The 14,173-nt window shown below is 63.8% G+C and carries 10 protein-coding genes; 6 read left to right on the top strand and 4 right to left on the bottom strand.

Annotated elements, in window-relative coordinates; genetic code table 11:
- Positions 1 to 164: 164 nt before the first annotated feature.
- From prfB to DC522_RS17065, 3 genes are all read right to left on the bottom strand, one after another.
- Positions 165 to 1,293 (bottom strand): peptide chain release factor 2 gene (prfB, locus tag DC522_RS17075; protein WP_116529879.1). Its coding sequence is split into 2 segments (ribosomal slippage): positions 165 to 1,223 and positions 1,225 to 1,293, totalling 1,128 coding nucleotides; the frame shifts between segments, so codons are not numbered across the junction.
- Between the two features lie 168 nt (positions 1,294 to 1,461).
- Positions 1,462 to 3,888, bottom strand: coding sequence for a penicillin-binding protein 1A (locus tag DC522_RS17070; protein ID WP_116529878.1), 2,427 nt, complete (start codon positions 3,886 to 3,888; stop codon positions 1,462 to 1,464).
- A gap of 148 nt (positions 3,889 to 4,036) precedes the next feature.
- Positions 4,037 to 5,281, bottom strand: coding sequence for an N-acetylmuramoyl-L-alanine amidase (locus tag DC522_RS17065; RefSeq protein WP_245444252.1), 1,245 nt, complete (start codon positions 5,279 to 5,281; stop codon positions 4,037 to 4,039).
- A gap of 621 nt (positions 5,282 to 5,902) precedes the next feature.
- Between DC522_RS17065 and DC522_RS17060 the strand changes: the two genes are divergently transcribed.
- Positions 5,903 to 8,605, top strand: coding sequence for an Rne/Rng family ribonuclease (locus tag DC522_RS17060; protein ID WP_116529876.1), 2,703 nt, complete (start codon positions 5,903 to 5,905; stop codon positions 8,603 to 8,605).
- Positions 8,606 to 8,762: 157 nt separating this feature from the next.
- Here DC522_RS17060 and DC522_RS17055 read toward each other — a convergent pair whose 3' ends face one another.
- A complete protein-coding gene (locus DC522_RS17055) occupies positions 8,763 to 9,944 on the bottom strand; it encodes a pyridoxal phosphate-dependent aminotransferase (protein WP_116529910.1) in 1,182 nt (393 codons plus the stop codon).
- A 209-nt stretch (positions 9,945 to 10,153) separates the two neighbouring features.
- Here DC522_RS17055 and DC522_RS17050 point away from each other — a divergent pair, with 209 nt between their 5' ends.
- The 5 genes from DC522_RS17050 to DC522_RS17030 all read left to right on the top strand — a co-directional run bounded on the left by DC522_RS17050 (position 10,154) and on the right by DC522_RS17030 (position 14,146).
- Entirely contained in the window at positions 10,154 to 10,933 is a 780-nt protein-coding gene (locus DC522_RS17050; protein ID WP_116529875.1) for a DsbA family protein, read from the top strand.
- A 260-nt stretch (positions 10,934 to 11,193) separates the two neighbouring features.
- The gene (gene aroQ / locus DC522_RS17045; RefSeq protein WP_116529874.1) at positions 11,194 to 11,661 is read left to right on the top strand and encodes a type II 3-dehydroquinate dehydratase; all 468 of its coding nucleotides are present in this window, start codon (positions 11,194 to 11,196) and stop codon (positions 11,659 to 11,661) included.
- Positions 11,662 to 11,687: 26 nt separating this feature from the next.
- Complete coding sequence (gene accB / locus DC522_RS17040) at positions 11,688 to 12,167, top strand: acetyl-CoA carboxylase biotin carboxyl carrier protein (protein ID WP_116529873.1); 480 nt, start codon at positions 11,688 to 11,690, stop codon at positions 12,165 to 12,167.
- Positions 12,168 to 12,175: 8 nt separating this feature from the next.
- Positions 12,176 to 13,540 carry an acetyl-CoA carboxylase biotin carboxylase subunit gene (gene accC, locus DC522_RS17035; protein ID WP_116529872.1) on the top strand — a complete coding sequence of 455 codons (1,365 nt, stop codon included), beginning with the start codon at positions 12,176 to 12,178 and terminating at the stop codon, positions 13,538 to 13,540.
- A gap of 3 nt (positions 13,541 to 13,543) precedes the next feature.
- The gene (locus DC522_RS17030) at positions 13,544 to 14,146 is read left to right on the top strand and encodes a methyltransferase domain-containing protein (RefSeq protein ID WP_116529871.1); all 603 of its coding nucleotides are present in this window, start codon (positions 13,544 to 13,546) and stop codon (positions 14,144 to 14,146) included.
- The last annotated feature ends 27 nt before the right edge of the window (positions 14,147 to 14,173 follow it).

Here is a 14,173-nt window from a genome sequence, read left to right as displayed (position 1 = left end):
ACGGGATCATCCTTGGAGACGCAGCCTCACGGCTGCTCCTCAGGATGAGGTTGGCGGACCACAACGCGTTCATAGAGCTGATTCCGTTGGCCTGGAATCAGCTCTCTTCTTGGCTGGACCGCATTTTTTGACGGTGAACCGGAGCCACTGCACCGAAAAAGGCTCTAGTCGATGTCCTCGACCTCTTCGCCGCCGCCGTAGACGCGTTGGGCGAGTGAGGCTTCCATGAACGGGTCGAGATCACCGTCGAGCACGTCCTGCGGGCTCTGGGACTGTGTGCCCGTGCGCAGGTCCTTCACCAGCTGGTAGGGCTGCAGCACGTAGGAGCGGATCTGGTGGCCCCAGCCGATATCGGTCTTGGCGGCAGCTTCAGCGTTCGCCTTTTCCTCGCGCTTCTTCAGCTCGGCCTCGTAGAGGCGCGCACGCAGCATGTTCCAGGCGGTCGCGCGGTTCTTGTGCTGCGAGCGCTCCTGCTGGCAGGCCACGACGATGCCGCTCGGGATGTGCGTGATGCGCACCGCCGAGTCCGTGGTGTTCACGTGCTGCCCCCCCGCACCCGAGGAGCGGAACGTATCGATGCGGCAATCGGATTCCTTGATCTCGATGTTGATGCGGTCATCCACCACCGGATAGACCCAAACCGAGGCGAAGCTCGTATGGCGGCGCGCGTTCGAGTCGTAGGGGGAGATGCGCACCAGACGGTGCACGCCCGACTCGGTCTTGAGCCAGCCATAGGCGTTGTGGCCCTTGATCAGGAGCGTGGCGCTCTTGATGCCGGCTTCTTCACCATCGGTGATTTCGAGGAGTTCGACCTTGAACTTCCGGCGCTCGGCCCAGCGGGCATACATGCGCTGGAGCATGGAGGCCCAGTCCTGGCTTTCCGTGCCGCCGGCACCGGAGTGCACTTCGAGATAGGTATCGTTGGCGTCGGCCTCGCCCGAGAGCAGGGTTTCCACCTGACGGCGCGCAGCCTCTTCCTGAAGGGCGCGGATCGCCTCCTCGCCCTCGCTGATCGTGCCCTCGTCACCTTCCATCTCGCCGAGCTCGATCAGCGTGATGGCGTCATCGAGTTCCTGCTCCATGCGCTTGATGGCGGAAATCTGGTCCTCGAGGGTCGTGCGTTCGCGCATGATCTTTTGCGCGGCCTCCGCATCGTTCCAGAGGTTCGGGTCTTCGGCTTGGGCGTTCAGTTCGGCGAGGCGGCGCTGGGCATTATCCCAGTCAAAGATGCCTCCTCAGCAGCCCGACTGACTGCTTGGTCTCTTCTACGAGGTGTTCGATTTCGGCGCGCATTTGTCCTGCTGTCTATGCCTTGAGTTCGAGGGCGTCTTAAGGGGAGTGCCCCACGGTGTAAAGAAGCCTTCCCGCAAGCCGCCGAGCGCTGCAGCCAGCTTCGCGTCTGCAGTACCCATGCGTTTTCGTGCTTGTCAGGAAGCGCTCTTCATATGGTGAGGACGCGGATCAATACAATCCGCCCGGGTTTGCACCCACCGCCCGCTGTGGCGGAGGCGCAGGTGAGTACTCGGCCTGCGGGGCCGCTTCCTCCTCCGGAGGAGAATAGTATTGCGGCGGCGACTGTCCGGGCTTGAACGCCTCCAGGATCGTACCGGCGCCATCGCCGGCGCGGGTGCCGGTGGCGGCGCTGACCCGGATCAGCTTGATGCCCGGCGGCACGCGGAACGGAGTCGCCGGCTTGTCCTTCAGGGCCATCTGCATGAAGTCACGGAACACGGGGGCGGCGTATTGGCCGGCGGTGGCCGCGTTGCCGAGGGACTTCGGCTGGTCATAGCCGAGGAACACGCCGACAGCGAGGTCGGGCGAGAAGCCCACGAACCACACGTCCTTCGCGTCGTTGGTGGTGCCGGTCTTGCCGGCGAGCGGCTTGCCGACGGCCTTGACCGACTGGGCGGTGCCGCGCTGCACCACGCCTTCGAGGATCGAGGTCATCTGGTAGGCGGTCAGCGGGTCGAGCACCTGCTCGCGACTGTCGGTGAGCTTGGGCGCAGCGCCGCCATCCCATTTCTCGGCATCGCAGGTGGCGCATTTGCGGTCGTCGTGGCGATAGATCGTGCGGCCGTTGCGATCCTGAATCTGATCGATCAGCGTCGGCTTGATGCGGCGGCCGCCGTTCACGAACATGGAATAGGCCGCCGTCATGCGCATGACCGTGGTCTCGCCAGCGCCGAGCGACATGGAAAGCAGCGGCAGCATGTCGTCATAGACGCCGAAGCGACGGGCGTATTCGGAAATGACCGGCATGCCGATCTCGTTGGAGAGGCGCACCGTCATCAGGTTCTTCGAATGCTCGATGCCGTAGCGAAGCGTGCGCAGGCCCGCCGACTTGCCGTCATAGTTCGACGGAGCCCAGGCGGCCTGCCCCGGCCCCATGTCGAGCACGAAGGGCGCGTCCATGATCTGCGACGAAGGCGTGTAGCCGTTGTCGAGGGCCGTCGCATAGACGATGGGCTTGAACGAGGAGCCCGGCTGGCGCATCGCCTGCGTCGCGCGGTTGAACTCGCTCTGGTCAAAGGAGAAGCCGCCGACCATCGCATGGACGCGGCCCGTCTGGGGATCCATGGCGACGATGGCGCCGGAGATTTCAGGCACCTGGCGCAGACGGTACTGACCCTGCCTGCCGTCGATGGGCTCCACATAGACTACGTCGCCGACGGCAAGCGCCTTCTCGACGGCACGGCGCGTCCATTTCACACCATCGGCGGTCACGAAGCCGGTCTCGCGGTCACGGGAAAGCTGACCGGAGGTTTCCTTCTTCGGCTGCAGGCCGATGCGGGCACGTCCGCCGGCAACGTCGAGCACCACTGCCAGACGCCAGGGCTGCACGTCGCCCATGGATTGCACCTCGGCCAGAGCCAGGCCCCATTCGCGGCCGGTCAGGTCGAGCTTTTGCTGGGCGCCGCGCCAGCCGCGCGCTTCGTCGAAGCGCACGAGACCGTCGACCAGGGCCTTGCGGGCCATGGCCTGCATCTTGGGATCGAGGGTCGCGCGGATCAGGAGACCGCCCTCGTAGAGCTTCTCCTCACCGTAACGCTCGGCGATGTCGCGACGCACGCCTTCGGCGAAGTAGCCTGAAGCGATGCTGTTGGGGGACACGACGCGCGGCGTGACGTTGAGCGGCAGCTTCTTGGCCGCTTCCGCCTGCTCCGGCGTGATGTAGCCGTTCTCGGCCATGCGGCCGATCACCCAGTTGCGGCGCTCGATGGCGGCCTGGCGCTGGCGGAACGGATGATAGTTGTTCGGCGCCTTCGGAAGAGCGGCCAAGTACGCGACTTCGGCAATGTCGAGCTCATGGAGCGACTTGCCGAAATAGTTCAGCGCCGAGGCGGCCACGCCGTAATTGCTGAGGCCGAGATAGATCTCGTTGAGATAGAGTTCGAGGATCTTGTCCTTCGAGAAGGTGGATTCCATCCGAAGCGCGATCAGGGCCTCGCGGATCTTGCGCTCGTAGCTCCTCTCGTTGCCGACGAGGAAGTTCTTGGCCACCTGCTGCGTGATGGTGGATGCGCCCTGCTCGCGCTTGCCGCCCGACTTGATGTTGACCAGGATCGCGCGGACGACGCCCTCGGGGTCGATGCCCGGGTGCTTGTAGAAGTTCTTGTCCTCGGCGGAGAGGAAGGCGGCCTTCACCAGCTTCGGCATGGCCTGGATGGGAACATAGAGACGGCGCTCGCGGGCATATTCCGCGATCAGGCTGCCGTCCGAGGCATGGACGCGTGTCATCACCGGCGGCTCGTAATTGGCGAGCTGCGCGTGATCCGGCAGGTCCTTGGAGTAGAACCAGAATCCATAGGCCAGCCCGACGGCGCCGATCAGGAAGAAGATCGCCCCGATGCTGAACAGGAAGCCGAAGAATCGTAGGACAAAACGCATCCGAAGATATTCCGTTATCGGCGCTTCAAAAGCACCCGTTTATGCAAATCCCGAACGCCGTTTTCCATCGGAACAGAAGTGGAGCTCAAGTCCGCCCCGCTCTGTTAACCGAGGAATCGCGCCCCCGCTACGGGTATCCACACTCTATCTATGGTAAAACTGCGGCAGCATCCTGCCGAGCGAGGCGTGCTGCGAAAAAGCGATCCACCGCCGCGCTCATGGCAGAGACCATTTTGCCCCGCCATTCCTCGGACATGAGCAGGTCGAGGTCCTGCTTGCTGGAGAGGTACCCCAATTCCACCAGGACGGAGGGCACGTCATGGGCCCGCAGCACCTGGAAGCGGGCCTGACGGTGCGGGTTCTTGTTCAGGCGGGCGACCGAATCAAACGCACCGACCAAGCGGGTGGCGAAGCCATGGGAGAAATTGCGCGTCTCACGCAGGGTCAGCTCCACCAGGATGTCCGACACGTCATCCGGCATGTCGGTGCTCTCGACGCCTGCCACCGCATCGGCCTTGTTTTCCCGCTCGGCGAGCCGGGCCGAGTCGGCGTCGGACGCCCTCTCCGCCCCCGTATAGACAGTCAGCCCCCGCACCTCCTGGCCTCCGGAGATCGAATCCGCGTGGATGGAGATGAAGAGATCAGCCTGGGCATTGCGAGCGGCGCGGACCCGGTCTCCGAGGGAAATGAACACGTCCTTGTCGCGGGTCATGAGAACCTTGTAGCGCCCGCTCGCTTCCAGCGCCTTCTGCAGCTTCTGGGCAAAGGACAGGACGAGGTCCTTCTCGAACACGCCCCCCACGGAATTGGCACCGGGATCGATGCCTCCATGACCGGGGTCGATCAAAATGACCGGGCGGGCATCCTTGGGGAGCGGAGCAGGTTCCGCCGCAGTGACCTGGGCCACCTTGGCCGCAGAATCAGCAGCCGCGCGATGGAAATCAGCGCGCTCGGTGCGGGTCAGCTCGATGGTCAGAAGCGCCGTGCCGCCGGCGGCATTCGCGTCAACGGTCATGCCGGAGACGGTGGCCGGCTGGGTCAGCTCCATCACGACCCGGGAGCGGCCCGGAGCGAAAAGGCCATAACGATAGGAGGAAATCAGCCCCGCCTTCTGACGCCCGGCTTCGGGCGGCAGGTGAAACGACACCTCCGGCAGGTCGATGATGAGGCGGTCCGGCTTCTCCATGAGAGAGGCCTGGGCCGTCACTGGCTTGGAGAGCGCAATCCGGAACCGGGTTTTGGCGCCCTCAACCTCGACCGAGACATCCGCCGCGATCACCGGGGCAGCAGCCTTGCCCGCATCGACGCCCGTAGCCCAGGCGGATCCCGTCCCCGAGGCGACGAAGGTCGCCACGAGACTCACAAAGAGACCCACGCAGATCAGGCGTATCAAGGGTTTGTTTCTCATGCAGCCGCTGGAAGTTTCGCGCCCCCTTCCTATCTCATTAAAAGGCTTTTGGTTAACGAAGCTTCTCCTCCGGAAGCTCATTATCGAGACAGTGTTGCATTAACGACACATCGCCTCGACATCTTGCCAAATGCCCCATTCGATCTGTAATGATCATGAACCCCGTCCGGCATGGCCGAATCTGACGGCGGACCTGAGGAGACGGTTGTGTTGACCGGTCCTCTGAGGATCCCGTCACCCTCGACAGGCGCTCGGAAGGGTTCAGTGGGCGATACAGATCGCCGCATTTTGCCGATGGCCGGATCCGTTCGGTCATCGATTTCTAGAAAGGGCCGTCTTGAATGGTTGCGAATACGAAGTCAGCTTTGACTCTCGTTCCGGCACCGTTCGAAGCGCGCGTTTCATTTCGCGCTCGCCCTTCCGTCACCTCATCCGGCTCGAAGCCGTTCCGTTTCAACCCAGAATGCGCCCCTCTGCGGCGCACGATGGCGATCGACAGCAATCCGAACGCAATTCCAGCCCGCCGCCTCTTGCGGCGTGGCCACCCGCCTTCACTGCGGCTAATGCCTCAGGTCCTGCCCTCGATCGCCATGTCGAGAGTTCAACATGGCAAACAAGATGCTTATCGATGCCTCCCACCCGGAAGAAACCCGGGTCGTGGTGGTACGTGGTCAGAAGGTCGAAGAATTCGACTTCGAATCAGCTAACCGGAAGCAACTGCGCGGGAACATCTATCTCGCGAAAGTGACCCGCGTGGAGCCGTCGCTCCAGGCGGCCTTCGTCGAATACGGTGGGAACCGCCACGGCTTCCTCGCCTTCAGCGAAATTCATCCCGACTATTACCAGATCCCGGTCGCCGACCGTCAGGCGCTGCTCGAGGCCGAAGCCGAGGCACAGGCTGAAGAAGAACGCGAGGAAGAGCGCCGACGCAACCGCCGTCGCCGCTCCGCCCAGCGCCGCGCGGCGAGTGATGAAACGGTTGTCTCCTCCGAGGCCGGCACGGAAGAAGGCACCGAGGCTCAGGCCCCTGCGGAAAGCACCGAGGAAACCATCGACCTGATCGCCGCCGGTGGTGATTTCGAGCTTGCCTCCGGCGAACCCGCCGAGCCTGTTCAGGCCGCCGAAGGCGCCGAGGAGGTGAAGGCCTCTGCCGAGGACCTGGAAGCTCCGGCTGAAGATCTGGAAGCTTCGGCCGAAACCCAGGAGACCGCAGAGGCTTCCGAGGCTGAAGAAATCGAGACCTCCGGCGAGGAAGGCGACGAGGACGAGGAAGAGGGCGACGAGAACGCCGAAGGCGAGGACGAGGACCACGTCGAGCAGCTCGGCGGCGGCGATGCCCTGGAGGACGTTCCCCAGCGCCGTGTTCCGCGCAGGCAGTACAAGATCCAGGAAGTCATCAAGCGTCGCCAGATTCTGCTGGTCCAGGTCGTGAAGGAAGAGCGCGGCAACAAGGGCGCGGCTCTCACCACCTATCTGTCGCTCGCAGGCCGTTATTCGGTTCTCATGCCCAACACGGGCCGTGGCGGCGGCATCTCGCGCAAGATCACGAACGCCGCCGATCGCAAGCGCCTGAAGGAAATCGCCCAGGAGCTGGAGGTGCCCGAGGGAATGGGCATCATCCTGCGTACGGCCGGCGCGTCGCGCACCAAGCCGGAAATCAAGCGCGACTACGAATATCTGATGCGCCTCTGGGAGAGCGTGCGCGAGCTTACCCTCAACTCGTCGGCTCCCGCGCTGGTCTACGAGGAGGGCTCGCTCATCAAGCGCGCCATCCGCGATCTCTACAACAAGGAGATCGACGACATTCTCGTCTCCGGCGAGGACGGCTATCGCGAGGCCAAGGACTTCATGCGCATGCTCATGCCGAGCCATGCCAAGATCGTCCAGCCCTATCGCGAGCCGCAGCCGCTCTTTGCGAAATATGGCGTCGAAGCCCAGCTCGACGCGATGTTCTCCAACGTCGTGACGCTGAAATCCGGCGGCTATCTCGTCATCAACCCGACGGAAGCGCTGGTCTCCATCGACGTGAACTCGGGCCGCTCCACCCGCGAGCACAATATCGAGGACACGGCGCTGCGCACGAACCTCGAAGCGGCGGAGGAAATCGCCCGCCAGCTTCGCCTGCGCGACCTCGCTGGCCTTATCGTCATCGATTTCATCGACATGGAAGAGAAGCGCAACAACCGCGCTGTCGAGAAGAAGCTGAACGAGTGCCTGAAGAACGACCGCGCCCGCATCCAGGTGGGCCGAATCTCGCCCTTCGGCCTGCTGGAGATGTCGCGCCAGCGCATCCGCACGGGCGTTCTCGAATCCTCCTCCGTCCCCTGCCCGCACTGCGCCGGCACCGGCTTCGTCCGCTCGACGCCGTCCGTGGCGCTGCACGTGCTGCGCTCGATCGAGGAAACCCTCATCAAGAATTCAGGCTACAATCTCATCGTCCGCACGCGGATGGAGGCAGCCTTCTACATTCTCAACCAGAAGCGCGTCCACCTGCGCGATCTGGAGACCCGCTTCGGCGTGGCGATCTCCGTCATCGCGGACGACTCGCTCACCGGCACCAGCAACTACGTGATCGATCGTGGCGAGCCTGCGCTGCGCCTCGAGTACAAGGCCGCCGCCACCGGCATCCAGATCGACGCCATCGCTCCCATGGACGTGGTGGAGGAGATCGAGCCCGAGATCGAGGTCGAGGACGAGGAACTGGCTGACGAGGAGGCTCGCGCCTCCTCCGAGGAAGGCCGCGGCGAAGAGAGCGAAGGCAATGGCCGTCGCCGCCGTCGCCGCCGCCGCCGTCGTGGACGGGACCGCGAGGCTTTCGCGGGCGCTGCCCAGGGCGAAGAAGGCGCCGAGGCCGAAGCTGCTGAAGGTGAAGAGCTCGAAGGCGCAGAAGCCGAGGCTTCAGATGAAGAAGGTGAAGCTGCCGAGGGCTCGGAGGCCTCTGAAGACCGTGGCCGCCGTCGCCGCCGTCGGGGCCGCCGCGGCGGCCGAGGTCGTGGCCGCGACGAGGCCATCGAGACCTTTGCCTCGGAGGAAGGTTTCGTAGCGGCCACCGAGGCTGTCGCCGAGGCCGTCAGCGCCCTGGACGAGGAGCCGGAGCGCGAACCCGCTCCTGCCCCGGAGCCAGTCGCATCGGAAGAGCGCATCGAGACCAAGCCCGCTCCGCAGCCGGCCGAAGAGCCTGCGGAAGCTCCGCGCCCCGTGGTTCCCGAACCGGAGCCTGTCGCCGTGGTCCTCACCCCGCCGGACCCGGAGCGCCCGAAGCGCGCCGGCTGGTGGTCCAAGGCCAAGTCGGTCCTGAGCGGATCGTAAGTTCAAAAGAGATATGCCCGGCGAAAGCCGGGCATTCTTGTTGAAGAACTCGTCAATTCCGTCATGGCCGCACTTGTTGCGGCCATCCATGCCTTTGGGCAACGCGCTTCGAAGACGTGGATGCCCGGCACAAGGCCGGGCATGAGGGGAATAAAAGTTACTTCAACCACCCCTTGAGCCGCTCCACCGTCTCGCGGCAATCGTTCTCCGAGCCCGCGAAGGACAGGCGCATGTAATGCGCGCCTTCGATGGGATCGAAATCGAGGCCAGGGGTCGCGGCGACGCCCGTCTCCTCCAGCATTCGCTTGCAGAAGCCGATGGAGTCGTTCGTGTAGCGGGCGATGTCGGCATAGATGTAGAAGGCGCCGTCCACCGGGTGCGTCTCGGCGATGCCGATCCTGGGCAGCTCCTCCAGGAGATAGGCGCGGTTGCGGGCATAGCCGGCCTTTACCGCCTCCAGCTCCTCGGTGGCATCGAAGGCTGCCAGCGCGGCCACCTGCGAGAGATAGGGAGGCGAGATGTAGAGGTTCTGCGCCAGCCGCTCGATGGGGCGGACCAGTCGCTCGGGCACCACGATCCAGCCGATGCGCCAGCCGGTCATGCAGTAATACTTCGAGAAGGAGTTGATCACGACCGCATCGTCATCCGAGGCGAGCGCCGTGGAGGCCGCCTCGCCATAGGTCAGGCCGTGATAGATCTCGTCCGAGACGAACCACAGGCCGAGGCGGCGGCAGGTTTCGCCAAGCTCCGTCAGCGCCTTGCGCCCGATCATCGTGCCGGAAGGGTTCGCCGGGCTCATGGCGAGGATGCCGTGGAGCGGCTTTTCCGCATGGGCCTTCTCGATGGCCTTGGCGGTCATGATCCAGCCATCGGCTTTGGTGAGCGGAATGACGACGGGTTCGATGCCGAGCGCTTCGAGAATGTTGCGATAGGCCGGGTAGCCGGGCGCCGTGATGGCGACCCGCTGGCCGACATCGAAGAGGCTTAAGAATGCCAGCACGAAGCCGGCCGAGGATCCCGTGGTCACCACCACGCGCTCGGGCGCGATGGAGACGCCGTACGTGTCCCGGTAATGCTTGGCGATCCGCTCTCTCAAGGAAGCGATGCCGAGCGCTTCCGTGTAGCCGATTCGGCCGAGATCCAGCGCGGCCTTGGCCGCGTCGCGGGCGGCGCGGGGCGCGGCGGCGGAGGGCTGGCCCACCTCCATATGGATCACGCTGTCCCCTCGCCTTTCTTTCGCCGCAGCGGCGCTCAACACATCCATGGCCAGGAAGGACGAGACCCGATCCATGCGGCGGGCGATGAGGGGCTGGTTCTGATCAGCGATTGATTTTGTCATGGAAGCGGTCGTATCCGTTTGGGCATCGGGCCTCAAGAACCATATTTGAGCCGTCATGGCCGCACTTGTTGCGGCCATCCACGTCCTTTCCGGAACAAGTCCGGGATGACGAACAGGGTTTACAATACAAAGGCGTGATTTGACGCCGCGCTCCACAAACCGCTAACTCACGCCAGGTATCGTACGGAAAACTCCGCAAAGGATCGGATATGCGCTTCTCGCTTCTCAAAACCTGCCAGGCCGTGGCTCTGTTCGGCGCGCTTGCCGTGGCACCTGCGGCTCAGGCTCAGAATGCCGTGTTCAACGAGCAGCAGAAACAGGCGATCGGCGAGGTCGTGCGGGAATACCTCCTGAAGAACCCGGAGGTTCTGGCCGAGGTCATCAGCGAACTCGAGAAGCGCCAGGCCGAAGCCCAGCAGGTTGCCCAGGCGAGCGCCGTGAAGGAGACGAAGCAGACGCTTCTGAACGCGCCCCATTCCTATGTGGCGGGCAATCCTTCGGGCGACGTCACCCTGGTCGAGTTCTTCGACTATAATTGCGGCTACTGCAAAAAGGCTCTCGCCGACGTGCAGACACTCATGAAGAGCGACCCCAAGCTGCGCGTCGTGCTGAAGGACTTCCCCGTTCTCGGCCCCGATTCCGTGGAGGCGAGCCGCGTGGCTCTTGCCGTCAAGAACCAGCTGCAGGGTCAGAAGCTCTTCGATTACCACGTGAAGGTTCTCGAAACACGTGGCCGCGTGAACGGCGAGCGCGCCATGGCGGTCGCCAAGGAAATGGGCGTCGACATGGCCAAGCTCCAGAAGGATCTGGACAGCACGGAGGTGCGCAACGCCCTTCAGGAGAACATGGCGCTCGGCGACAAGCTGAACCTGACCGGCACCCCGGCCTTCATCATCGGTGAGACGGTCATTCCCGGCGCGGTCGGCACCGATCCCCTGAAGCAGGTGATCAACAACGTTCGTGCCTGCGGCAAGGCCACCTGCGGCTAATTCAGACCGACCTCTCCGTCATGGCCGGGCCTGTCCCGGCCATCCACGTCTTTGGAACGCGTCTTCAAGACGTGGATCCCCGGATCGAGTCCGGGGACGGCCATGGCGGTGAAAAAGCACTTCTTCTGGGCATCATATCCTTACGAAAACCAAGCCAAGCTCTGGAAAGCCTTGGTTTTCCCCTTCCCCCATGCCTGCCTTTTGGCTAAGAGGGCGTCTTGGCTCCGCTTGGCGGAGCTTTACGGAACGCTCCTTTCACGATGATCAACGTCCACGTCCTCAACGGTCCCAACATCAACCTGCTCGGCCGCAGAGAGCCCCAGATTTACGGCAGCACCACGCTGGCGGATATCGAGAAGCTCGTGCGCGACAAGGCTGAGACCCTGGGGGCGGCGATCACGTTCCGCCAGTCCAACCACGAAGGACAGTTGGTCGACTGGATCCAGGAAGCAGGAGCCCAGGGCGCGGGCATCGTCATCAATGCCGGCGCTTACACCCACACCTCGATCGCGCTGCGTGATGCCATCGCCGGCAGCGGCGCTCCGACGGTCGAGATCCATCTTTCCAATGTTCATGCTCGCGAAGGCTTTCGCCATCGCTCGTTCATCGCACCCGTGTCAGTCGGCGTGATCTGCGGTTTCGGCCCCATGAGCTATCTGCTCGGCCTCGAAGCGGTTCACCATGTCATGGTGGAACGGGCACGGCTTCAGAAGCCCTCCCAGCACTAGTTCCTCACGATAAAGAGGTGAGCCCCATGGCCAAGGAAAACCCTTTCGATCCCGATCTCGTCCGGGAGCTGGCGAACCTGATCGCCGATACGAATCTCAGCGAGATCGAAGTGGAGAAGGGCGACCTTCGTATCCGCGTGGCGCGCGTAATCCAGGCGACCATGACGGTGCCCGTCGCGGCTCCGGCAGCGCTTGCTCCGGCTCCCGTGGTTGCGCCCCCTCCGGCGGCCTCTGAAGCTCCGGCCGTTGTCGCCAAACCCGCCGCGCCGCATCCGGGCGCCGTGCTCTCCCCGATGGTCGGCACCGCCTACCGCAAGCCGTCGCCGGATGCGAAGCCGTTCGTCGAGGTCGGCTCCAAGGTCCAGGCCGGCGACAAGGTTCTGCTCGTCGAGGCCATGAAGACCTTCAACGAGATCGTCGCTCCCCGCGCCGGCACCGTGACCGCCATCTACGTCGAAGACGGAACCCCTGTTGAATACGGCGAACCCCTCCTCGTCATCGAGTAAGGCGCGACATGTTCGATAAGATCCTCATTGCGAACCGAGGCGAGATCGCCCTGCGCATTCTTCGCGCTGCGAAGGAACTCGGGATTGCCACCGTCGCGGTGCATTCCACCGCGGACGCGGATGCCATGCATGTGCGCCTTGCCGACGAGAGCGTCTGCATCGGCCCGCCCGCGGCCCGCGACAGCTATCTCAACATCCCGGCCCTGATCGCGGCCTGCGAGATCACCGGCGCGGATGCCATCCACCCCGGCTACGGCTTCCTGTCCGAGAATGCCCGTTTCGCCGAAGTGCTGGAGCATCACCGCATCGCCTTCATCGGCCCCAAGGCGGAGCATATCCGCATCATGGGTGACAAGATCGAAGCGAAGCGCACCGCCAAGCGTCTCGGCATTCCCTGCGTGCCCGGCTCCGAGGGCGGCATCTCCGATGAGGACGAGGCCAAGCGCGTCGCCAAGGAGATCGGTTATCCCGTCATCATCAAGGCGGCTGCCGGCGGCGGCGGACGCGGCATGAAGGTCGCCCGCAACGAGGCCGACCTCGTGCACGCGCTTCAGACCGCCAAGACCGAGGCGAAGGCCGCCTTCGGCGACGACGCGGTCTATATCGAGAAATATCTCGAAAAGCCGCGCCACATCGAGATCCAGGTTCTCGGCGACGGCAAGGGCGGCGCGATCCATCTCGGCGAGCGCGACTGCTCCCTGCAACGCCGCCACCAGAAAGTCTGGGAGGAAGGCCCCTCGCCGGCTCTCAATGTCGAGATGCGCGAGCGCATCGGCGGCGTCGTGGCGAAGGCCATGCAGGAGCTGAAATATGCCGGCGCCGGTACGATCGAGTTCCTCTACGAGGATGGCGAGTTCTACTTCATCGAGATGAACACCCGCATCCAGGTGGAGCATCCCGTCACGGAGATGATCACCGGCATCGACCTGGTGAACGAGCAGATCCGCGTGGCGGCAGGCCACCCGCTCTCGGTGACGCAGGAGGACATCAGGATCGAAGGCCATGCCATCGAGTGCCGCGTGAATGCCGAGCATCCCTCGACCTTCCGCCCCTCGCCCGGCACGATCAGCTACTTCCACCCGCCGGGCGGTCTCGGCGTACGCGTCGATTCGGCGGCCTACCAGGGCTACCGCATCCCGCCGCATTACGACTCCCTCGTCGGCAAGCTCATCGTGCATGGCCGCACCCGCAACGAGTGCCTCATGCGCCTGCGTCGTGCCCTCGACGAATTCGTGGTCGACGGCGTGGATACGACGCTGCCGCTCTTCCGCACCCTCGTTCGCAACCCGGACATTCAGAACGGCCAGTATGACATTCACTGGCTCGAGAACTTCCTGAAGACGGGCGGATTGCCGGGTTCCGAAGAGGCCTGATCGGTGCCTCGCTTCCTCCATGTCGGCTGCGGCAAGAAGCGCAAGGATCAAACCGTGCGCCCCTTCGCAGCCCCGGAATGGGAGGAAGTGACCCTCGACATCGATGAGGGGGTGAAGCCCGATATCGTCGACAAGCTGCCGGGACTGGCGAAAGTTGAATCCGGCAGCTTCGACGCGGTGTTCTCGTCCCATAATGTCGAGCATCTTTATCCGCACGAAGTGATCCCGGCCTTTCGGGCCTTCCACCGCGTGCTCAAGGACGACGGCATCCTCATCGTCACCTGCCCCGATCTTCAATCACTGGGGGAAAGGCTGGCCTCGGGCGAGATCGAGAGCCCGCTCTATCAGAGCCCGGCGGGTCCTGTTTCGCCTCTCGATGTGCTCTACGGGTTCAGACCTTCCATGGCGCATGGCAACCTCTACATGGCCCACCATACGGGCTATACGGTGAAGTCCATGCGGAATGTCTGTGCCCAGGCAGGCTTCGCCGGCCTCCTCGCCGTCCGACGTCCCAAGAAGCATGACCTGTGGGTGGTCGTGACGAAGACTCCGAAGACGGAAGAAGAGCTGAAGTCTCTCGGCAAAATCTACATCACTCCGATCTAACCTTAGGCGCTGGCCGTACTATGTGTG

Origin of the sequence: Microvirga sp. KLBC 81 (assembly GCF_003075415.1) — a bacterium.
Lineage (GTDB): Bacteria > Pseudomonadota > Alphaproteobacteria > Rhizobiales > Beijerinckiaceae > Microvirga.
Note: the sequence above shows the minus strand (reverse complement) of the source record. Positions and strands in the feature narration are given on the sequence as shown.

Coding starts and splice junctions, on each gene's coding strand:
- DC522_RS17060 (WP_116529876.1), top strand. CDS start 5,903: ATGGCAAACAAGATGCTTATCGATGCCTCCCACCCGGAAGAAACCCGG.
- DC522_RS17055 (WP_116529910.1), bottom strand. CDS start 9,944: ATGACAAAATCAATCGCTGATCAGAACCAGCCCCTCATCGCCCGCCGC.
- DC522_RS17070 (WP_116529878.1), bottom strand. CDS start 3,888: ATGCGTTTTGTCCTACGATTCTTCGGCTTCCTGTTCAGCATCGGGGCG.
- accC (WP_116529872.1), top strand. CDS start 12,176: ATGTTCGATAAGATCCTCATTGCGAACCGAGGCGAGATCGCCCTGCGC.
- aroQ (WP_116529874.1), top strand. CDS start 11,194: ATGATCAACGTCCACGTCCTCAACGGTCCCAACATCAACCTGCTCGGC.
- accB (WP_116529873.1), top strand. CDS start 11,688: ATGGCCAAGGAAAACCCTTTCGATCCCGATCTCGTCCGGGAGCTGGCG.
- DC522_RS17050 (WP_116529875.1), top strand. CDS start 10,154: ATGCGCTTCTCGCTTCTCAAAACCTGCCAGGCCGTGGCTCTGTTCGGC.